This is a genomic window from Ruminococcus sp. AM43-6, assembly GCF_003461785.1.
Classification (GTDB): domain Bacteria; phylum Bacillota; class Clostridia; order Oscillospirales; family Ruminococcaceae; genus Hominimerdicola; species Hominimerdicola aceti.
On record NZ_QTXU01000001.1, the window covers coordinates 51022 to 72055 of the forward strand.

Here is a 21034-nt window from a genome sequence, read left to right on the forward strand (position 1 = left end):
TAGTATTAACGGAGAAACGTGTTTTATGGTATCACGCTCTCCGACAGGTAAGGAAAGGAAATGAAGGATAATGTCATTAAAGCTTAACACAAAGTATCTTGAGGGTTTTGTAAGTGAACATGAATACGAGGGTATGGCTGCGCAGGTAACTGCAGCTCATAACACTCTGGTGAACAGAAACGGTCTGGGAAATGATTTTCTCGGCTGGGTAACACTCCCTGAGGATTATGATAAGGAAGAATTTGCAAGGATCAAGGCTGCTGCCGCAAGGATCAAGGAAAAGTGCGATGTTCTCATCGTTATCGGTATCGGCGGTTCTTATCTTGGTGCAAGAGCTGCTGTCGAGCTGCTCAAGTCGCCATTCTACAACAATCTTAAGAAGGATACTCCTGACATCTATTTTGTCGGAAACAATATCAGCTCGGCTTACCTCAATGAGGTGCTTTCAATTTGCGAGGGCAGAGATATCTGCGTAAACGTAATTTCAAAGTCGGGCACAACAACTGAGCCTGCACTTGCTTTCAGAATTTTCAAGAAGCTTCTTGAAGATAAGTATGGCAAGGAAGAGGCTAAGACAAGAATTTTTGCCACAACAGACAAGGCTAAGGGTACTCTCAAGCAGCTTTCTGACGAGGAGGGCTATGAGACATTCGTTGTTCCTGATGACGTTGGCGGAAGATTTTCAGTTCTTACAGCAGTTGGTCTTCTCCCTATCGCAGCAGCAGGCTGTGATATCGACAAGCTCATGGCTGGTGCAAGAGAGGGTATGAAGAAGTATTCTGCTGATGATAACAACGATTGCTATAAGTATGCAGCACTCAGAAACATTCTCTACAGAAAAGGCAAGAGCGTTGAGATGCTCGTTTCATATGACCCTTCATTTACAATGATGGGCGAGTGGTTCAAGCAGCTGTTCGGCGAGAGCGAGGGCAAGGACGATAAGGGTATATTCCCATCTGCCGCTACATTCTCTACAGACCTGCATTCACTTGGTCAGTTCATTCAGGACGGCTCAAAACTTATGTTTGAGACAGTTATGCACATCAAGACACCAAAGAGCGACCTGTTCTTGGAGCCTGATAAGGATAATCTTGACGGACTTAACTTCCTCACAAATCAGAATATGTCAGTTGTAAATGAAAAGGCATATCAGGGTACTATCCTTGCTCACACTGAGGGCGGCGTTCCTAATATCGTTATAGATGTTGACAAGCTCGATGAGGAAAACCTTGGCGAGATGATCTACTTCTTTGAGAAGGCTTGTGCTATCTCAGGTTATATGCTTGGCGTAAACCCATTCAATCAGCCGGGCGTTGAGAGCTACAAGAAGAATATGTTCGCTCTTCTCGGCAAGCCGGGTTATGAGTCACAGAAGGCTGAACTCGAGGCTAAGCTGGGCTAATATCCTAAAGGCAGAACAAAAGGAAATTTTGAGCGTTTCCCCTTCGGGGGTCTGCTCTTAAAATAAATGCTTTAATAAGCGGAACGGAGAGTTTATATGATTAATTTGATTCCAGGTAAAAAGGGCACAGGCAAGACTAAGATACTTGTTGATTCTATCAAGAAGGCTGCTGAAAATGCTACAGGCAACGTTGTTTGCATCGAAAGAGGTATGCAGCTTACCTATGACCTTCCTCATAATGTAAGATTGGCTGACGCTGAAGAATACGGTATCAACAGCTTTGACAGCTTCTATGGCTTTGTTGCAGGTCTGATGGCTGGCAACTATGACATTCAGGAAGTTTTCGTTGACGGTATCCTGAAGATCGGCGGCAGAGATTATGACGCTCTTGGCAATATGCTTGAAAAGGTAGCAGTTCTCACAAAGGACGTAAACGTTACTTTCACAGTATCTGCTGACGTTGACGAGCTGCCTGCAAAGGTAAAGGCTTTCATCAAGTAAGGCTTTGCGCTTCGTTTATTGGTATTTTGATAGCAAAAACGAAAAAATTGAAAAAAAGTATTGACAAATCACGTTTCTCAGGTTATAATGGAGTTTGTGATGTTTGAGGTGCAAGTATGAATGTACAGTTGAAGGAACTTTTCGATATAATCGGAGAGCGAAAAACGATCGATTATTCCATAACAGCAGACAAGCTGTCGGAGTATGGCGGATATTCTTTTGCATCGCCCGTTGCGGTAACAGGTGAGATAGAGAACAGGGCAGGGGTGGTAACGCTCAGGTTCAAGACTGTTTTTACTATGGATCACACCTGTGACAGATGTCTAAAGGAGTTCAGCAGGGAGTATGTTTATGACTTTGAACACACTCTGGTGAGAAGTGTTCAAAGCGACAGGGACGATTATGTGGTCTGCGAGAACAATACTCTTGATCTGGACGAATTAGCTATTTCAGATTTGTTGTTACAGCTGCCTACAAAAATTCTTTGCAGGGATGACTGCAAGGGTTTGTGTTACGTTTGCGGACAGGATTTGAATGAGGGCAAATGTAACTGCTCTTGACGGGAAATAGTTGAACAGACTATAATGATTTTACTGACGAGGAGGTGCCAGAATGGCAGTACCAAAGAGAAAAGTATCCAAGGCTAGACGTGACAAGAGACGTTCAGCAGTTTGGAAGCTTGACGCACCTGCACTTTGTAAATGTTCTAACTGCGGTGAGCTTACTTCACCACACAAGGTTTGCAAGAATTGCGGTTATTATAAGGGCGTAGAGGTTATCAAGAAGGAAGCATAATTTTTGATAAGCACATAGAGCAGAATGGCTTAGGCTGTTCTGCTCTTTTTTGTTGTAGCAGTGAAAAAGGCGGGCAAACGCTGTTTGCTTCTACATATTTGTAGTAAAAAACCTATGGAATGTGGGTGCTGTATTTCTCGTATGGTTGACAAAACGTGAGAAATTGTGTTATACTATACGATGTATCAATGTGCAAATTTATATGAAATGAGGTCGATATATATGTCATTGCCGATCGTTGCGATAGTGGGCAGACCTAATGTTGGTAAGTCTACTCTTTTTAATAAGCTTATCGGTCAAAGACTTTCTATAGTTGAAGATACTCCTGGCGTCACAAGAGATAGGATATATGCAAAGTGCGAATGGCTCGGACACGAGTTCATGCTGGTTGACACTGGCGGAATCGAGCCTGAGTCTGACGATATTATCCTTGCTCAGATGCGCAGACAGGCGGAGCTTGCTATACTGAAAGCTGATGTCACCATTCTTGTGACAGACCTTAAATGCGGCGTTACTGCCACTGATTATGAGGTGGCACAGATGCTTTTGAAATCGGGCAAGCCTATCGTGCTTTGCGTGAACAAGGTGGATAATGTGGGCGAACCGCCTATGGAGCTGTATGAGTTCTATAATCTCGGTTTGGGCGAACCGTTTCCTGTTTCTTCTGTTCATGGTCATGGAACGGGCGATCTCCTTGACGAGGTGCTGAAATATCTTCCGGAGGAAAATGAAGAGGGCGATGACGACGATTCGATAAAGGTCGCTGTTATCGGCAAGCCTAACGTTGGAAAGTCCTCTATAATAAACAAGATATGCGGTGAGGAACGTGTTATCGTATCAAATATCGCAGGCACTACCCGTGACGCTACTGATTCGGTTGTGGAAAATGAAAAGGGCAAGTTCGTTTTCATAGATACGGCTGGCATCAGACGTAAGTCAAAGGTGCTGGAGACTATTGAGAAATACTCTGTGCTGAGGGCTTATATGGCTGTTGACAGAGCCGATGTTGCGGTTATCGTTATTGACGCAACTGTGGGCTTTACTGAGCAGGATTCAAAGGTGGCAGGCTATGCACATGAAAAGGGCAAGGCTTGCGTTGTTGCGGTGAACAAGTGGGACGCTATCGAGAAAGAAACCAACACCATGAACGACTTCCAGAAAAAGCTTCAGGACGATTTCAGCTTCATGAGCTATGTGCCTTTTGTGTTCATCTCTGCAAAAACAGGTCTGAGAATGGACAAGCTTTTTGATACTATCAAGTTCGTTGCAGAGCAGAACTCTATTAGAATACCAACAGGCAGACTTAACGATGTTCTCGCATATGCTACCCAAAGGGTACAGCCACCGTCTGACAAGGGCAGAAGGCTGAAGATATACTACATGACGCAGGTTTCTACCAAACCGCCTACATTCGTGTTTTTTGTAAACAGAGCCGATCTGTATCATTTTTCCTATCAGCGTTATATTGAAAATCAGATAAGAGAGACCTTCGGACTTGAAGGCACGCCTATCGTTTTCAAGATAAGAGAGCGTGACAAGGACGACGTTAAATAAAATTCTGGAGGTTATTTTGTGGACATATTTTTAAGTCTGGCATTCACTATAATTTTTTCCTATCTTTTCGGAAGTCTTAATTCTGCCATAATCGTGTGCAGAGTTTTAAAGCATAAGGATATCCGTGATTACGGAAGCAACAACGCAGGTTTGACCAATGTTCTGAGAGTATTCGGAAAAGGGCCTGCGGCGGCAACGCTGTTGTGCGATCTTGCAAAGGGCGTGCTTGCGGTAGTTATCTGCCGACTTGTGGTGACAAACGGTTTTGGCGTGACATTTTTTCATGACGATAAGTTTATCGGATATCTTGCGGGCTTTTTTGTAATGCTTGGACATATTTTCCCGGTATTCTATGGCTTTCACGGTGGAAAGGGCGTTCTTATTGCGGCAACGACCCTTATCGCTATCGACCCTCTGACCTGTGCTTTCTCGGTGGCTGTTTTCGCTATCGTGCTTGCGGCAACAAAATACGTGTCTGTAGGTTCTATATGCGCCGCTATCGCATATCCTGTTTTTACGCCTATCGTTCAGCTTTTTATCATCAAGGGCGACGGCGTTCTTGCAAACACTCTTATGGCTTCGGCTATCGGTCTGCTTATCATTTATATGCACAGACCTAATATCAAACGCCTTATGAACGGCACCGAAAACAAATTCGGAAGCAAGAAAAAGGCGTAAGGGAGGTTTTATTATGGCAGATATTACTATACTCGGTTCAGGCGGATTTGGTCTTGCACTGGCAATAATGTGCGACAATGCAGGGCATAAAGTAACAGTATGGTCAAAGTTTCAGGACGAGATAGATGCTATCAAGAGAACAGGCGAGCTTAAAGCAAAGCTCCCCGGCGTTCAGGTGAACAAGACTATCGAGCTTACAACGGATATAAGCTGTGTTAAGGATAAAGACATGGTGATACTTGGCATACCTTCACCTTTTCTCAGAGAGGTCTGCGAAAGCGTTGTGCCTTATCTTGAAAGCAGAACAATAGTTGTGAACACGGCAAAGGGTCTTGAGGGCGGAAGCCTTAAAACTATGTGCTGTGTGGCGAAAGAGTGCTTTCCGAACAATCATGTTGCGGTGCTTACCGGTCCGTCACACGCAGAGGAAGTGGCAAGAAAAGTTCCCACTACTGTTGTTACTGCTTCTGACGACAGGGAGGTTTCATATTATATACAGAACACTCTTTCTAACGATACGTTCAGAGTGTATGTTAATGATGACGTTATGGGCTGCGAGATAGGCGGTTCGCTGAAAAACGTCATCGCTTTGGCGGCAGGCGTTTGCGACGGCCTTGGACTTGGTGACAACACAAAGGCTGCACTTATGACAAGGGGTATCAGAGAGATATCACGTCTTGGAGTTGCAATGGGCGCAAAGCTTGAAACCTTTGGCGGACTTAGCGGCATAGGCGACCTTATCGTTACCTGCTGTTCAATGCACAGCAGAAACCGCCGTGCGGGTATCCTCATAGGCAAGGGAGTTACCCCTGAGGAGGCTGTAAGACAGGTCGGCACTGTTGAGGGCTATGTATGCACCAAAAACGCATGGGAGCTTTCAAAGAGAATGGGAATTGAAATGCCTATCACAGAACAGCTTGCAAAGGTGCTTTTTGAGGGTGAGCCTGCGGCTAACGCTATCAAAAATCTTATGGGCAGACCGAACAGAAATGAAACTGAGTCAACTTTTCTGAGTTAGGAAAGCGACCGCTGAAAGGACGGATACATATGCTTAAAAGATACACTATCAAGACAGAACGCAGAGGGCTTTACAACATCACGAGCTATGTAAGGCAGGCTGTCACAGAATCAGGAGTGCAAAGCGGCATTGCAGTTATATTTTGTCTCCACACCACGGCGGCGATAACCATAAATGAGAATGCCGACCCCGACGTAAAAACTGATCTTCTTTACGCTTTGGAGGAAACATTTCCCAACAGACCACAGTTCCGTCACGCTGAAGGAAACTCTGACGCTCATATGAAGTCAAGCTGTGTTGGTGCTTCGGAAACTGTTATCATCGACGATAACGAGCTTCTTCTCGGCACTTGGCAGGGTATCTATTTCGCTGAGTTCGACGGACCGAGAACAAGAAACTTTTTTGTGAAGATAATAAAGGGCTGATTTTGGCGTTTTTCCTCTTTACAATCTGCTGAAAATATTGTATAATTAATATGGATAATTCCAACGAAATATGTGTTAAGGAGTGCTTTGAAATATGGAACCTAAATATAAGAGAATATTGCTCAAATTAAGCGGTGAGGCTCTCGCAGGCGATAAGAAGATAGGCCTTGATTATGACGTTATCACCTCATTCGGCAAGAGCATAAAAAAATGTGTTGACGCCGGCGTTGAGGTAGGTATCGTTGTAGGCGGCGGCAATTTCTGGAGAGGCAGATCAAGCGGCGCTATGGACAGAACAAGAGCCGACCATATCGGTATGCTGGCAACTGCTATGAACGCACTTGCTGTTGCAGACGGCCTTGAGAACTGCGGTCTTGAAGTGAGAGTACAGACGGCTATATCCATGCCACAGGTGGCTGAGCCTTACATCAGAAACAAGGCTATGCGTCATTTTGAAAAGGGCAGGGTAGTTATCTTCGGCTGCGGCACCGGTAACCCATTCTTCTCAACTGATACGGCTGCTGCACTGAGAGCGGCTGAAATAGAGGCTGACATATTCTTTAAGGCTACCATGGTAGACGGTGTTTATGACAAGGATCCTCACAAGTATCCAGACGCTGTTAAGTATGACACACTTACATTTGCTGATATCCTTGCAAAGGGTCTGCAGGTAATGGACTCGACCGCTGCGGCAATGTGTAAGGACAACAATATCCCGATACTCGTATTCGATCTTGCAAGACCAGACAATATCTATGACGCTTGCATGGGCGAAAATATAGGCACTCTCGTAAAATAATAAAGAAATCAAGAAAGGATCGTTTGAATATGAAACAGATCAAGGAAAATGCTAAGACAAAAATGGAGAAATCCATAAACGTTATGCTTTCGGACTTTGCAGGCATCAGAGCAGGCAGAGCTAATCCGTCCGTACTCAACAAAGTCCAGGTAGAATACTATGGCGCAATGACACCTGTTACACAGATGGCAGCAGTTTCTGTTGCTGAGGCAAGAGTGCTTGTTATACAGCCATGGGATAAGTCAACTCTCAAGCCTATCGAAAAGGCTATCCAGGCTTCTGATATCGGCATCAATCCACAGAATGACGGCACTGTTATAAGACTTACTTTCCCACAGCTCACTGAGGACAGACGTAAGGAGCTTGTTAAGGACATCAAGAAAATGGGCGAGGAGTGCAAGGTCGCTATCCGTTCTATCAGACGTGACGCCATGGAAAAGTTCAAGGCAATGAAGAAGAACAACGAGATCACTGAGGACGATCTTAAGGACTGCGAGGACGAGATCCAGAAGCTTACTGACAGGTTCGTTAAGGAAGTTGACGGTCACGTTGCCGAAAAGGAAAAAGAGATACTCTCTATCTAAGCCATGGCGAATAATGAGAAGATAAGCCTTGGAGAGAACGTGTCTGTGCCTGTTCATGTGGGCGTTATCATGGACGGCAACGGCAGATGGGCGAAAAAGAGGGGTATGCCCCGAAAGTTCGGACACAGAGAGGGCGCAAAAACCTTTCGTGCCATAACAAGACACGCCAAGGCGCTTGGAATACAGTATATAACTTACTATGCGTTTTCTACCGAGAACTGGAAAAGGCCTAAGGACGAGGTAGACGCAATTATGGATCTTTTTGAAAAGTATCTTGACGAGGTCAGGGACTTTATCGAGGAGAATATCAGGGTGCGCTTTATAGGCGACAGAACAAGGCTCAGCGAAAATCTGCAAAGGAAAATGGCTTCCGTTGAGGAGGACTCAAAGAACTTTGACTCTATGACCCTTGTGCTTGCTATCAACTACGGCGGCAGGGACGAGATTTGCCATGCGGCTAAGACATTGGCTCAGCAGGTGAAAGAAGGCAAGCTGGAGCCTGAGGATATCACAATGGATATGATAGAGAGAAATCTCTACACTGAGGAGATACCTCCTGTTGACCTTGTTATAAGACCTAGCGGAGAGCAAAGATTGTCAAACTTTATGATATGGCAGGCGGCTTACGCGGAGTTTTATTACACAAATATCCTATGGCCTGACTTCAAAGGCAGCGACCTTGACAAGGCTGTTATCGCATACAGCGAAAGAAACAGAAGATTTGGAGGGGTGTAAAAAATGTCTACCCGTATTAAATCTGCGGCAGTTGCCATTGTTATCGCAGTGATACTGCTTATCGCACACGGAACGTTCCTGTTCAACATTGCGGTGGGCGCAATTTCTGCACTTGCAATATATGAGATATTCAGGGCGACAAAAATGACAGAGCATAAGTATCAGACCATTGCCTGCTGTGCGTTTGCCTTTGTGGACGCTTTCATGCCTGTGTTCTACAGACATGGCTGGCTGTACTTTTTCAGCTACAAGCTTTACATGGGGCTTTTTGTTATAGCAATGTGTCTGCTTTATCTTAAAGAGCATACAAAATTCCAGTATACAGAGTTTTTCTTCATGCTGGGCGTGGGCATACTTCTGCCGTATTCATTCTCAACTTTGGTCACAATGGCAGGCTTGGGCGGCAAGGGCGTGTTTATGATAGTTCTTACTCTTGCAGCGGCTTGGCTGGCTGACAGCGGTGCTTATTTTGCAGGAACTTTCTTCGGCAAAACAAAGCTTTGCCCTGAGATAAGCCCTAAGAAAACTGTGGAGGGTCTTATAGGCGGCGTTATCTCAAATGGTATTCTTATGCTTATAATAAGCCTGTTCTATCAGTTCGTACTTAAAGGCGAGCCTATCCACTATCTAGGCGTTCTAATCGCAGGTATGCTTGCGGCTCTTATCGGACTTGTGGGTGACCTTACAGCTTCGGTGATAAAAAGACAGACAGGTATAAAGGACTATGGCAACATAATGCCGGGTCACGGTGGAATAATGGATCGCTTTGACAGCGTTCTGCTCGTTGCACCTTTTATGTACTATATGTTCACACAGGGGCTTATACTTAAATAGAAAATTATGACTTTTAGGGGCAGGCTTAGGCTTACCCCTTTTAAGCGTTATTAAGGCAACACCGCTTGCAAACCATCTTTATGCGGAATTGCCTGAATTTATTTTATATGATGAGGGACAATAAATGAAAACAATGACCATACTCGGTTCAACGGGTTCTATAGGCACGCAGGCATTAGAAGTGGCTGCAAAGCATAATATTAAAGTAAAGGCGCTTGCGGCAAATTCTGACGTTGAAAAGCTTGCGGCTCAGGCTAAGGAGCTTATGCCTGAGCGTGTGTGTATCTACTGTGAGGACAAAAAGACAGAGCTCGAAAAGCTTCTCAGTGGCACTGGCATAAAAATATCCACAGGCATGGAGGGACTTAAAGAGATAGCAAGAATGGACGGGGTCGATATCATGCTCAACTCAGTCGTTGGCATGGTGGGTCTTGTGCCAACCCTTACGGCTATCGAAAAAGGCACTGACGTTGCCCTTGCAAATAAGGAAACACTTGTGGCAGGCGGTGAGCTTGTTATAAAGGCGGCTGCTGAAAAGGGAGTGAAGATATATCCTGTTGACAGCGAACATTCGGCTATCTTTCAGTGCCTGCAGGGAAACGAGGGCAACAAGCTCAAAGGGATAATCCTTACTGCTTCGGGAGGACCATTCTTTGGCAAAACAAAGTCTGACCTAGAGGGCGTGACAGTTGAGCAGGCTCTTAATCACCCTAATTGGTCAATGGGCAGAAAGATAACCATTGACTCTGCTACGCTTATGAACAAGGGTCTTGAATTTATCGAAGCAATGTGGCTTTTCAAGCTCAGACCTGAGCAGATCGAGATAGTTGTCCATAGACAGAGCGTTGTACATTCAGCGGTGGAGTATGAGGATAATTCTGTTATCGCACAGCTTGGCGTGCCTGATATGAAAATACCCATACAGTATGCTCTGCTTTACCCTGAGAGGGTGGAATGTGATGTGAAAAAGCTGTCCCTTACAGACTATGGAAAGCTCACTTTCGAGAAGCCTGACTATGATACGTTCGATTGTCTTAGGGCTTGTATAAAGGCTGTCACTATCGGTGGAAATCTTCCTGCGGCAGTGAATGGAGCGAATGAGGAAGCCGTTGCGGCTTTTCTTGACGGCAGGATAGATTTTCTTGACATTGGCAGGATAGTAATGAATGTCTGCGAGAATACACCACGGGAAGAGATAAAGTGCGTGGAAGATGTGCTGGAAGCGGATAGAAAGGCTAGGGAGAGAGCGAAGGAGCTTATCAAAGCTTAGTGAGGAGCGGCTTTTAAGTGAGGAGTGAGGAGTGAGGAGTGAGGAATGGCAAAGCCGACCAAGCAAATCACCAGAAAAAAGTAAAATAAAGCATCGAGCAAAGCGATTTTGCGGCAAGATAAACTATCCCGAATATTTGTAGGGGCTTGGCGAAATTTCTGTTCGCAAGCTCACAGAAATGCGACAGCCCGCTCGGAGGAGCGAGGTTTGAATTATCCAGAGCTTATGTAGAAAACATTATGTGGATAACACAAATGAGATTGTAGACGAAATGTCGGAGGGGTCGGGACGTCGGATTTATGCAAAGCAGAAATTGCGCCGCTCCCCTACAGAAAATAAATTACAACAACATCAGTAAATCAAACGCACAGAGTGTTCATGCGAGGTAAAAAAAATGAGTATATTATTTGCAATATTGATCTTTGAAGCTATCATAATAATACACGAGCTTGGTCACTTTATTGCGGCGAAAGCCAGCGGAGTAAAGGTCAACGAGTTCGCTATTGGCATGGGTCCTGCCATTATCAAAAAGAAAAAGGGCGATACCCTTTACGCTTGGCGTGTGTTTCCCATAGGCGGCTATTGTGCCATGGAGGGCGAGGATAACGGAAGCGAGGACGGCGGTGCGTTTTGTAATAAAAGCCTGCCAAAAAGAATGCTTATCGTGGTGGCAGGCGTTATAATGAATCTTGTGCTTGGATATATTATCCTTTGTATCAGCACCGCAAAGTCTGACGGCATCGCAACCACCACTATATCGTGGTTTGAGGATAACGCTATGTCCCAATCGACCGGCTTGCAGATAGGTGACGAGATAATTGAGGTCAACGGCATGAGGATCTTCACTACTATGGATATGTCCTATCAGTTTGGCAACGATGAGGACGGCAAGTTCGATATGGTGGTGAAGCGTGACGGAAAAAAGGTGGAGCTTAAAGATGTCGCCTTTGCTACAAACGATAATACCATGCACATCGATTTCAAGGTCGCACCAAAAGCTGTGACCGTCGGCTCTGTGATAACTCAGTCTTTTAAGCAGGGCTGTACTGACGGCAGACTTATCTATATCTCCTTTGCCGACCTTATAAGAGGAAAGTATTCCATAAAAGACCTCAGCGGTCCTGTTGGTATAGTTGATACTATCGACAATGTTATCGACAGCGAAAGGGACAGCCAGTCAGGTAAAATAGACTGGTCGTCACTTATTGACACAATGCTGTCGCTGGGTGCGTTCATGACCATAAATATCGGCATTTTCAATCTCTTGCCATTGCCTGCACTTGACGGCGGAAGACTTTTGTTTCTTATTATCGAAGCGGTACGCCGTAAGCCTGTCAAGCCTGAGCATGAGGGAATGGTACACGCTATCGGTATGGCGGCTCTGTTGCTTCTTATGGTAGTGGTGACAGTGAGCGATATCATCAAGCTTGTTTAAAGGAGGAACTGTTTATGTCAGGTGAAAATAAGAGAAACGTAAGACCTGTCAAGGTGGGGGGACTTGTCCTTGACGGCAAAAAAATATATATCCAATCAATGCTCAATGTGCCGTCTACGGACATAGAAGGCTCTGTTAAGCAGGCTGTGGAGCTTGAAAAGGCTGGCTGTGAAATAGTCAGGGCGGCTATACCGAACATGGAAGCCGTTAAGCTTATCCCTGCTATCAAAGAGAAGATCTCTATCCCTCTTGTGGCGGATATCCACTTTGACTATCGCCTTGCCATTGCGGCGGCGGAAGCAGGTATCGACAAGATAAGGATAAATCCCGGAAATATCGGCTCTATGGATAGGGTAAAAGCGGTGGTTAAAGCTTGTCGTGAAAGAAATATCCCTATCAGGATAGGTGTGAACGGCGGCTCTCTGGAAAAGGAACTTCTTGCAAAATACGGTGCACCAACTGCTGAAGCCCTAGTGGAAAGTGCAATGGGTCATGTGAGAATTTTGGAGCAGTGCGACTTTGAGGATATCGTTATTTCTATAAAGTCATCAGACGTGCCGACTATGATAAAGGCATACAGACTGTGTGCACAGACCTGTAATTATCCTCTGCACCTTGGAGTAACTGAGGCAGGTACCGAGAGAATGGGTCTTATAAAATCATCTATCGGTATAGGTTCGCTTCTGTGCGACGGCATTGGCGAAACTATAAGAGTTTCACTTACCGACGAGCCTGTAAAAGAGATATACGCCGCAAAGGATATTTTAAAGGCTATCGGCAAAAGTGGCGGAGTAAGGATAGTTTCCTGCCCTACCTGCGGAAGAACTAGGATAGACCTTATAGGTCTTGCAAAAAAGGTTGAGGAAGCCACCAAGGATATAGACAAGGATATCAAGATAGCCGTTATGGGCTGTGTTGTGAACGGCATAGGCGAGTCGGGCAACGCTGATATCGGCATTGCAGGCGGTGATGGCTGTGCGGTGATATTCAGTCACGGCGAAAAGCTCAGAAAGGTATCAGAGGAGGAGGCTTTGCCTGCGCTTCTGGCGGAAATAGAAAAACTTTAAAAGGATATACCATAAATGAATACATACACCATTGAAAGCTTCTTTGAGAACTATAAGGAGCTTATACCCTCTGTGATAGAAAAGGGCAGGATATTAAGGCTGGGCTATAACGAAGAAAACGGCACTTTTACCTGTCAGGCGGCTTTTGACAAGCTGGTGCCTTTTGACAGCACAGTGGAATTTGAAATGAAAATGAGGGCGGCTCTCGGAGCAGGAAAGTTTATTTTGCAGCTCAAATATACCCCTGATATGCTTTGTGCGGAGTATTTTCCTGAGCTTTGCAAGTTTCTTAAAAGCAGATTTCCTCTTGTGAACGGCTTTTTTGACAACGCTGAGGCTGTTTATGAAAACGGCATTTTCACCGTGGATATAAAACACGGAGGCGAAGCGTTGCTGAAAAAGGCGGGCATAGAAACGGCTTTTCCTGCGCTCACCATGGAGCTTTTTTCCGTAAGGGCGGATATAAGGCTCACAGGTGTGCTTGAAACTGATATGGAAGAGCATCAGCGTGAGCAGGAGGAGTTTTTGAACTCCCTCCCTGTGCCGAAAATAGACCCTGCACAGCCTGAGAAAAAGGCGGCTGTTACCACTAATACTGCAAGCGGTGCTTCTGTGGATTTCCGAACTGCAAATGTAGACTTCACAAGGTTCTCGCTTCTGTGCGATGACGCTCTTGTGCTTATGGGTGCGCCAATATCAGGAAACGAGCAGGTGATGCAGATGAAAGATATCCCTGCGGATTACCGTGGACGTGTGGTAGTCTGGGGCGATATTTTCGGACCTGTGGAAACAAAGGAAACAAAGTCGGGTATGCTTATAGCACACCTGAATTTTACCGACTATACTTCCTCAAACTCTATAAAGTTCATAGGCTCAAACAAGAATTTCAGAAACATGAAAGGCTTGAAAAGGGCAGTGCTTGAGGCAATGCTGGAACACCTTAAGGCAGGCAAGACCATACTTGTGGCAGGTGAGATAGAGGAAGACGATTTTGACCACTCTATAAACATCAAGCCTGACAGCATTATGGTCGTAAAGCGTGAAAAGGAAAAGGATACCTGCGAGCATAAGCGTGTGGAGCTTCATTGCCATACCAATATGTCTATGATGGACGCTCTTACTCCTGCGGGCAAGCTTGTGGAAAGAGCCTATTCGTGGGGACACAAAGCACTTGCCATAACAGACCATGGTGTTGTTCAGGGCTATCCTGACGCTGGAAATACCTGTATCGGCATACGCAAGGGCGGCGGTGACTTCAAGGTGCTTTACGGCATAGAGTCATACGAGGTCAATAATGACGAAAAGATATTCCGTGGAACGGACAAGCGTGAGCTTACAGACGAGATAATCTGCTTTGACCTTGAAACTACGGGTACAAATCCTAATGAAGATAGGATCATCGAGATAGGCGCTGTCAAGCTGAGAGATCTTGAAGTTGTGGACAAGCTCGATATTTTCGTGAACCCTGAAAGACCTATCCCTGAGTTTATCTCAAACCTCACCCACATCACTGACGATATGGTAAAGGACGGTGCAAGCGAAAGGGAAGCTCTCCTTAAATTCAAGGAGTTTATCGGTGACGACCCTGTTCTTGTGGCGCACAATTCTCAGTTCGATACGGGCTTTATATCCGCCTGTGCAAAAAGACAGGGCATTGAGATAAAATATTCTTCTATAGACACTGTGCCAATGTCGCAGATAATGCTTCCGGAGCTTGAAAAGCATAAACTCAACTATGTGGCGGAGCATTTCGGACTTGGGGATTTTCAGCACCACCGTGGCTGTGATGACGCAGAGGTGCTTGCAGGGATATTCATAAGTCTGTCGAAAATGCTCATGGAGCAGTATCCTCTGATTCTTATAACAGTGGATATGCTCAACAGCTTGCTTGCAAATGAAAATCAGGTGCTTGCAAAGCCGACTTATCACCAAATTATTATCGTAAGAAATAACACGGGTCTGAAAAATCTGTATAGGCTTATATCAGACTCCAATCTTAAATATTTCAAAAGACGTCCGAGAATACCAAAATCTGAGCTTGTAAGACATCGTGAGGGTCTTATCCTCGGTAGTGCCTGCGAGCGTGGCGAGGTCATTCAGGCTTATCTAGAGGGCAGAAACTATGAGGAGATCAAGCAGATAGCAAGCTTTTACGACTATCTGGAGATACAGCCTGACGGAAACAACAAATTTATGCTCACCACCGAAAAGCCTCCTTATGACAGGATCCACACAGCGGAGGATATAAAGGATATAAACCGCTTTATTGTAAAACTTGGGGAGGACTTGGGCATACCCGTATGCGCAACAGGCGACGTGCATTTTATGGACAAGACCGACGCACAGTTCAGGTCGGTGATACAGGCTTCAATGGGCTTCCCTGACGCCGATACTCAGCCTCCTTTGTACCTTAAGACCACAAACCAAATGCTTGACGAGCTGAGCTATCTTGGCGAGGAAAAGGCGTTTGAGGTCGTTGTCACGAATACAAACAACGTGGCTGATATGGTAGACCCTGACCTGAAAGCGTTCCCGAACGGTACTTATACGCCTTTTATCGAAGGCTCGGTTTATCAGCTTCAGTATATATGCTGGAAGAAATGCTGTTCCATCTACGGTGATTGCGACCCTGAAACTATAGAAGTTCCTGAGGGAGAGGACGTTGACGTATCAAAATATTTTGAGGGACACATTCCAGACCTTGTTTTCAAAAGACTTAAAAGAGAGCTTGACTCTATTATCAAGCACGGATTTGCAGTGCTTTACATGATATCTCAGAAACTTGTTGCCAACTCTAACGAGAATGGCTATCAGGTAGGTTCAAGAGGCTCGGTAGGTTCGTCCTTCGTTGCCTCCATGTCAGGTATCTCTGAGGTAAATCCTCTTGTGCCACACTATGTCTGTCTTAACTGCCACCACAGCGAGTTCATTACAGACGGCTCGGTAGGCTCAGGCTTTGACCTGCCACCGAAAAACTGTCCTGTGTGCGGAGAGAATATGCACCGTGACGGACACGATATCCCATTTGAAACGTTCCTTGGCTTTGACGGCGATAAAGCCCCTGATATCGACCTTAACTTCTCAGGTGACTATCAGGCAAAGGCGCATAAATATACGGAAGTTCTTTTCGGTGAGGACCATGTGTTCAAAGCCGGTACTATCGGCATGATACAGGAAAAGACCGCTTTCGGATACGTTATGAAATATCTTGACGAGCGTGGAAAAACAGTTCCAAAGGCCGAGATAGAGCGTCTAAAGCTTGGCTGCTGCGGCATAAAGAGAACGACCTCTCAGCACCCGGGTGGAATGGTCGTTATCCCAAGCGACTATGAGGTATATGACTTCACACCAGTTCAGCACCCTGCGGAAAAAGTGGACTCTGACATGGTAACTACCCACTTCGACTTCCATTCTCTCCACGATACTATCTTGAAGCTTGACGAGCTTGGTCACGATAACCCGACAATGTATAAGTATCTGGAAATGTTCACAGGACGAGATATATTGGATTGCCCCATGTCTGACCCTGCGGTATATTCGCTGTTCACTTCCCCTGAGTCACTTGGAGTGACGGAGGAGGATATAATGTGTCAGACGGGAACGCTCGGTATACCTGAAATGGGTACGCCGTTCGTAAGACAAATGCTTCTTGACTGTCAGCCGAAAAACTTCTCTGACCTTTTGCAGATATCAGGACTTTCACACGGCACTGACGTATGGCTCGGCAACGCACAGGAGCTTATCAAAAACGGAACCTGCGATATTTCAAATGTTATCGGTACTCGTGACAGTATCATGACATATCTGCTTTATCATGGCGTTGAGCCAAAGCTGTCATTTAAGATAATGGAGATAACCCGTAAGGGTAAAGCTCCGAAACTGCTCACAGAGGAAATGAAAGAGAATATGCGTCAGCATGACGTTCCGGAGTGGTATATCGACAGTTGTTTGAAGATAAAATATATGTTCCCGAAAGCCCATGCGGCGGCATATGTTACGGCAGCTATCAGACTTTGTTGGTTCAAGGTCCATGAGCCGCTTGCGTTCTATGCAACTTATTTTACGGTTAAGGGCGAGGATTTTGATGCAGAGATTGCTCTCAAGGGAAAATATATCGTCAGAAGCAAGATAGAAGAAATAAAGAATAAACCAAAAGACGAGGTGTCAGGCAAGGACAGCGGTGTGCTTGAAATTCTCATGCTTGTGAATGAAATGCTCAGCCGTGGATATGACTTTTTGCCTGTAAACATCAAAAAGTCTCACGCAACTATCTATCAGATAGAGGACGGCAAGATAAGGCTTCCGTTCTGTTCACTTAACGGAGTGGGCGAGTCTGCGGCGATAAGCATTTACGAAAAGGCGCAGAACGGCGAGTTTATCTCTATCGAGGAGTTCCAGCAGCAGAGCGGAGTGTCCAAATCTGTTATCGAAACTCTGGAGAAAAACGGAGCTTTCGGCGATATGCCTAAATCTAACCAGATATCGTTGTTCTGATAGTTACTATGCACAATTTCATGCTTTGCCCTTGTAACACTATTGACAAACAAGGGCGGGTGTGATAAAATTATTTGTGTTGATACTATGCTATCACTTTACTACGATAAAGTAAGCGAATACGTTACATAACAGCATAGAAAGCGGGACGTGGAGGACGCCGTCCTCCTACAATTCACTTAAATGTGTGTTTATGCGGATATTTATTCAAGCGTCAACATAAGAAGTACAATCTATAATTTATATACAGGAAGGGAAAGTGTATGAAAAGATATGATCTTATAACCCCTGAGGGTACGAGAGATCTGCTGTTTGAGGGCTGTCTGGCACGAAGAATGGTGGAGGACAGGCTGTCAAAGCTGTTTGAGGGCTTTGGCTACAGCGAGGTGGTAACACCGGGAATAGAGTTTTACGATCTGTTTATGGGAAGCTCGAGAAACTTCCAGCAGGAGAGCCTTTATAAGCTTACAGATTCAAAGGGCAGACTTATCGTTATGCGTCCTGATTCCACGATACCCATAGCAAGACTTGCTTCCACAAGACTAAAGGGAGCAAAGCTTCCCCTTAGACTATACTACAATCAGAGCATTTTTGAAAATAACTCCCTGCTCAAAGGACGTTCAGACGAGGTAGTTCAGGCAGGTATCGAGCTTATTGGCGGAGAAAATTCCAAGAGAGCAGATTACGAGGTGCTATGCACTGCTGTTGAAGCCCTTTCAAGCTTTGATAAGGAGAATTTCAGACTTGAGATAGGTCATATCGGATATTTCAAGGAGCTTGTGGCTCAGCTTGACGTTGACGATGCAGTAAGAGAGGAGATTAGACTTCTTATCTCTGCAAAGAACTATCCTGCACTTAACGATATTCTTGACGAAGTGGGCGACAATCAGGTGACTAACGCGCTCAGACAGCTCCCAAGACTTTTCGGAGGTGTTGAGGTGTTCGACAAGGCTGCGGATATTTATACTGACGATAAGATAACAGGCATACTTTATAACCTTAAAGAGGTCTACACCAGACTTTCAAGCCTTGGCTATGAGGGCAAGATATCTGTTGACCTTGGCATCGTGAGCCATGCGGATTACTATACAGGCATTGTGTTCAAGGGCTATCTTTCAGAGGTCGGTCAGTCGGTGCTTAAAGGCGGAAGATATGACAGACTGCTAGCAGAGTTCGGCAACGATTGCCCGGCGGTGGGCTTCGGCATAAGCGTTGACTCTGTTGCAAGACATATCGAAAAGCTTGGCGGCGCACCAAAGCTCAGAACTCCTGACGCAGTTGTGTTTGGCGAAAAGGGCTACGTGGTGGAAGCCATGGAATATGCTCAGACGCTCGTAAGAGAGGGTCTGACAGTTGAAAACTCGCTTTTCAACACCCTAGATGAAACAAAGGCTTACGCAAAATCAAAGGGAATAAAGAAGCTTGTGGCAGTTGGCAGCGAGATAACAGAGCTTGATATATAGTTTGGAGGATAAGTTAAAATGAACAGACCCCTTAGGATAGCTCTTACAAAGGGCAGACTTGAAAAGGATACAGTCGGTCTTTTAGAAAAGATAGGCTATGACTGTACCGCAATAAGAGAAAAGGGAAGAAAGCTTATTCTTCCTGTACCTGACGGAAACCTTGAAGTTGTGCTTGCAAAGGCAAACGACGTTATCACATACGTTGAGCATGGCGTGTGCGATATGGGCGTTGTTGGCAAGGACACTATCATGGAAATGCAGGGCAAGTTCTTTGAGCTTGTTGATATCGGCTTCGGCAGATGTAAATTTGCACTTGCCACAAAGAAAGGCTCAAAGTTCTACGGCGGATTTGATGTCAAGACGGTTGCAACAAAATACCCTAACATCACAAGAAGATTTTTTGAAGCAAAGGGAATGGACGTTGACATCATCAAGATAGAAGGCTCAGTTGAGCTTGCACCGCTCCTTGAGCTTGCAGACGGTATCGTTGATATCGTTGAAACAGGCACGACACTTAAAGAAAACGGTCTTGAAGTCATCGAGGACGTTTGCCCTATCTCTGCAAGGCTTATCGTAAATATGGTAAGCATGAAAATGCGCCAGCAGGAGATCGAGAATTTTGTAAAGCTTGTTGAAGAAAATATCGACAAGTAGTTTATATAAACGGAAAGGACAGTATTGAAATGGCTGAAATAAAGAAGATTTTTGTCAACGGCAAAGACGAGGTAGAGTTTTTCAAGCAGCTTGAAAAGAGAAGTGGCGAAACAAATAAGAAGGTCACAGCCGTTGTTAATGAAATAATCGAAACTGTCAGAGAGGGTGGCGACAACGCTGTAAAGGCTTATACAGAAAAGTTTGACGGCAAGCTCCCGGAGTATTATGAAGTTCCAAGAGATGTTATAAATGACGCTCTCACAGAGGCAGATCAGGACTTTGTTGACGCAATGCTCAACGCAGTTGCGAACATCACAGATTTTCACCAAAGACAGAAGTCACAGAGCTTTATAAACGCTAAGGATAACGGCTGTATTCTCGGTCAGAAGGTAAGAGGACTTAACAGAGTTGGTCTTTATGTTCCGGGCGGCACAGCAGCTTATCCGTCAAGTGTGCTTATGAATGCAGTTCCTGCAAAGATAGCAGGCGTTAAGGAGATAATCATGGTGACACCTCCTCTCAAAGACGGCACACCAAATAAGGATATTCTTGTGGCAGCAGCTCTCTGCGGAGTTGACAGAGTGTTCATGAGCGGCGGTGCACAGGCTATCGCTGCCCTTGCCTACGGCACAGAGGAGATACCAAAGGTTGATAAGATAGTAGGCCCTGGAAATATCTATGTTGCAACAGCAAAGAAGCTTCTTTATGGCGTTGTTGATATCGACATGGTGGCAGGCCCGAGCGAGATACTTGTTATGGCTGACGAAAAGGCTAACCCTAAGTTCATTGCCGCTGACCTTATGTCACAGGCTGAGCATGACAAGCTTGCTTCCGCTATCCTTGTTACAACAAGCGAGAGCATTGCAGACAGAACTATCGAAGAGATAAACAGACAGGTGCAGAGCCTTTCAAGAAAAGAGATAATCGAAAGCTCTCTTGAAAATTACGGTGCTATCCTTATCTGCAATACAAAGGACGAAGCTTGCGACCTTGCAAACAGATTTGCTCCTGAGCACCTTGAAGTGCTTTTCGAGAACCCTATGGAGTATCTTGGCAGACTTGATAATGCAGGTTCAATATTCCTTGGTCAGTATGCTTCAGAGCCTCTTGGCGACTACTATGCAGGCCCTAACCACGTTCTTCCAACAAGCGGCACAGCTAGATTCTTCTCGCCGCTGTCAGTAAACAGCTTTGAGAAGCGTTCAAGCTTTACATACTATACCGAGGACGCTCTCAGAGAAGCAAAGGACGATATCGTTCTTATTGCAGAAAAAGAGGGTCTGACGGCTCACGCAAATGCAATAAAGGTAAGATTTTAAGCGGTAA

Annotated in this window: 19 protein-coding genes; all 19 read left to right on the forward strand. The window is 45.3% G+C overall.

All coding sequences use genetic code 11. From position 1 onward, the window contains the following. Nucleotides 1-70 precede the first annotated feature (70 nt). Entirely contained in the window at nt 71-1402 is a 1332-nt protein-coding gene (locus DW938_RS00250; protein WP_117939589.1) for a glucose-6-phosphate isomerase, read from the forward strand. Nucleotides 1403-1498: 96 nt separating this feature from the next. Continuing rightward, nucleotides 1499-1903 carry a hypothetical protein gene (locus DW938_RS00255; protein ID WP_022287400.1) on the forward strand — a complete coding sequence of 135 codons (405 nt, stop codon included), beginning with the start codon at nt 1499-1501 and terminating at the stop codon, nt 1901-1903. A 116-nt stretch (nt 1904-2019) separates the two neighbouring features. Beyond that, nucleotides 2020-2463, forward strand: coding sequence for a DUF177 domain-containing protein (locus DW938_RS00260; RefSeq protein ID WP_022287399.1), 444 nt, complete (start codon nt 2020-2022; stop codon nt 2461-2463). 52 nt (nt 2464-2515) lie between these two features. Continuing rightward, on the forward strand, nt 2516-2698 hold the full coding sequence (gene rpmF / locus DW938_RS00265) for a 50S ribosomal protein L32 (RefSeq protein WP_022287398.1): 183 nt from the start codon (nt 2516-2518) through the stop codon (nt 2696-2698). Nucleotides 2699-2920: 222 nt separating this feature from the next. Beyond that, a complete protein-coding gene (gene der / locus DW938_RS00270) occupies nt 2921-4252 on the forward strand; it encodes a ribosome biogenesis GTPase Der (RefSeq protein WP_118123540.1) in 1332 nt (443 codons plus the stop codon). Between the two features lie 18 nt (nt 4253-4270). Beyond that, nucleotides 4271-4930, forward strand: a complete 660-nt coding sequence (gene plsY, locus DW938_RS00275; protein WP_118123541.1) for a glycerol-3-phosphate 1-O-acyltransferase PlsY — start codon at nt 4271-4273, stop codon at nt 4928-4930. 13 nt (nt 4931-4943) lie between these two features. After that, nucleotides 4944-5948, forward strand: coding sequence for an NAD(P)H-dependent glycerol-3-phosphate dehydrogenase (locus tag DW938_RS00280; protein ID WP_117876413.1), 1005 nt, complete (start codon nt 4944-4946; stop codon nt 5946-5948). 29 nt (nt 5949-5977) lie between these two features. Then, nucleotides 5978-6373, forward strand: a complete 396-nt coding sequence (locus DW938_RS00285) for a secondary thiamine-phosphate synthase enzyme YjbQ (protein WP_118123542.1) — start codon at nt 5978-5980, stop codon at nt 6371-6373. 94 nt (nt 6374-6467) lie between these two features. Then, nucleotides 6468-7172 (forward strand): UMP kinase, encoded by a 705-nt coding sequence (pyrH, locus tag DW938_RS00290; protein WP_022287393.1) that lies wholly within the window; start codon nt 6468-6470, stop codon nt 7170-7172. A gap of 29 nt (nt 7173-7201) precedes the next feature. Next, nucleotides 7202-7756: a ribosome recycling factor gene (gene frr, locus DW938_RS00295; protein WP_046439999.1), complete on the forward strand. Its 555-nt coding sequence runs from the start codon at nt 7202-7204 to the stop codon at nt 7754-7756. 3 nt (nt 7757-7759) lie between these two features. Beyond that, on the forward strand, nt 7760-8491 hold the full coding sequence (locus DW938_RS00300; RefSeq protein WP_118123543.1) for an isoprenyl transferase: 732 nt from the start codon (nt 7760-7762) through the stop codon (nt 8489-8491). Between the two features lie 3 nt (nt 8492-8494). Beyond that, a complete protein-coding gene (locus tag DW938_RS00305; RefSeq protein WP_041337163.1) occupies nt 8495-9325 on the forward strand; it encodes a phosphatidate cytidylyltransferase in 831 nt (276 codons plus the stop codon). A gap of 124 nt (nt 9326-9449) precedes the next feature. Beyond that, nucleotides 9450-10595, forward strand: a complete 1146-nt coding sequence (locus DW938_RS00310; protein ID WP_118123544.1) for a 1-deoxy-D-xylulose-5-phosphate reductoisomerase — start codon at nt 9450-9452, stop codon at nt 10593-10595. A 394-nt stretch (nt 10596-10989) separates the two neighbouring features. Then, nucleotides 10990-12030 carry a site-2 protease family protein gene (locus tag DW938_RS00315; protein WP_118123545.1) on the forward strand — a complete coding sequence of 347 codons (1041 nt, stop codon included), beginning with the start codon at nt 10990-10992 and terminating at the stop codon, nt 12028-12030. 14 nt (nt 12031-12044) lie between these two features. After that, on the forward strand, nt 12045-13097 hold the full coding sequence (gene ispG, locus DW938_RS00320; RefSeq protein WP_117876416.1) for a flavodoxin-dependent (E)-4-hydroxy-3-methylbut-2-enyl-diphosphate synthase: 1053 nt from the start codon (nt 12045-12047) through the stop codon (nt 13095-13097). Between the two features lie 15 nt (nt 13098-13112). Continuing rightward, nucleotides 13113-17591 carry a PolC-type DNA polymerase III gene (locus tag DW938_RS00325; protein ID WP_118123546.1) on the forward strand — a complete coding sequence of 1493 codons (4479 nt, stop codon included), beginning with the start codon at nt 13113-13115 and terminating at the stop codon, nt 17589-17591. Nucleotides 17592-17854: 263 nt separating this feature from the next. Continuing rightward, nucleotides 17855-19054, forward strand: a complete 1200-nt coding sequence (gene hisZ, locus DW938_RS00330; protein WP_118123547.1) for an ATP phosphoribosyltransferase regulatory subunit — start codon at nt 17855-17857, stop codon at nt 19052-19054. Between the two features lie 18 nt (nt 19055-19072). Next, nucleotides 19073-19708 carry an ATP phosphoribosyltransferase gene (gene hisG, locus DW938_RS00335; protein WP_022287384.1) on the forward strand — a complete coding sequence of 212 codons (636 nt, stop codon included), beginning with the start codon at nt 19073-19075 and terminating at the stop codon, nt 19706-19708. A gap of 29 nt (nt 19709-19737) precedes the next feature. After that, nucleotides 19738-21027, forward strand: coding sequence for a histidinol dehydrogenase (hisD, locus tag DW938_RS00340; RefSeq protein ID WP_022287383.1), 1290 nt, complete (start codon nt 19738-19740; stop codon nt 21025-21027). Nucleotides 21028-21034 lie beyond the last annotated feature (7 nt).

Coding starts and splice junctions, on each gene's coding strand:
- DW938_RS00325 (WP_118123546.1), top strand. CDS start 13,113: ATGAATACATACACCATTGAAAGCTTCTTTGAGAACTATAAGGAGCTT.
- DW938_RS00300 (WP_118123543.1), top strand. CDS start 7,760: ATGGCGAATAATGAGAAGATAAGCCTTGGAGAGAACGTGTCTGTGCCT.
- DW938_RS00310 (WP_118123544.1), top strand. CDS start 9,450: ATGAAAACAATGACCATACTCGGTTCAACGGGTTCTATAGGCACGCAG.
- DW938_RS00305 (WP_041337163.1), top strand. CDS start 8,495: ATGTCTACCCGTATTAAATCTGCGGCAGTTGCCATTGTTATCGCAGTG.
- DW938_RS00250 (WP_117939589.1), top strand. CDS start 71: ATGTCATTAAAGCTTAACACAAAGTATCTTGAGGGTTTTGTAAGTGAA.
- der (WP_118123540.1), top strand. CDS start 2,921: ATGTCATTGCCGATCGTTGCGATAGTGGGCAGACCTAATGTTGGTAAG.
- DW938_RS00260 (WP_022287399.1), top strand. CDS start 2,020: ATGAATGTACAGTTGAAGGAACTTTTCGATATAATCGGAGAGCGAAAA.
- DW938_RS00280 (WP_117876413.1), top strand. CDS start 4,944: ATGGCAGATATTACTATACTCGGTTCAGGCGGATTTGGTCTTGCACTG.
- rpmF (WP_022287398.1), top strand. CDS start 2,516: ATGGCAGTACCAAAGAGAAAAGTATCCAAGGCTAGACGTGACAAGAGA.
- frr (WP_046439999.1), top strand. CDS start 7,202: ATGAAACAGATCAAGGAAAATGCTAAGACAAAAATGGAGAAATCCATA.
- DW938_RS00315 (WP_118123545.1), top strand. CDS start 10,990: ATGAGTATATTATTTGCAATATTGATCTTTGAAGCTATCATAATAATA.
- DW938_RS00255 (WP_022287400.1), top strand. CDS start 1,499: ATGATTAATTTGATTCCAGGTAAAAAGGGCACAGGCAAGACTAAGATA.
- DW938_RS00285 (WP_118123542.1), top strand. CDS start 5,978: ATGCTTAAAAGATACACTATCAAGACAGAACGCAGAGGGCTTTACAAC.
- hisD (WP_022287383.1), top strand. CDS start 19,738: ATGGCTGAAATAAAGAAGATTTTTGTCAACGGCAAAGACGAGGTAGAG.
- hisG (WP_022287384.1), top strand. CDS start 19,073: ATGAACAGACCCCTTAGGATAGCTCTTACAAAGGGCAGACTTGAAAAG.
- hisZ (WP_118123547.1), top strand. CDS start 17,855: ATGAAAAGATATGATCTTATAACCCCTGAGGGTACGAGAGATCTGCTG.
- ispG (WP_117876416.1), top strand. CDS start 12,045: ATGTCAGGTGAAAATAAGAGAAACGTAAGACCTGTCAAGGTGGGGGGA.
- pyrH (WP_022287393.1), top strand. CDS start 6,468: ATGGAACCTAAATATAAGAGAATATTGCTCAAATTAAGCGGTGAGGCT.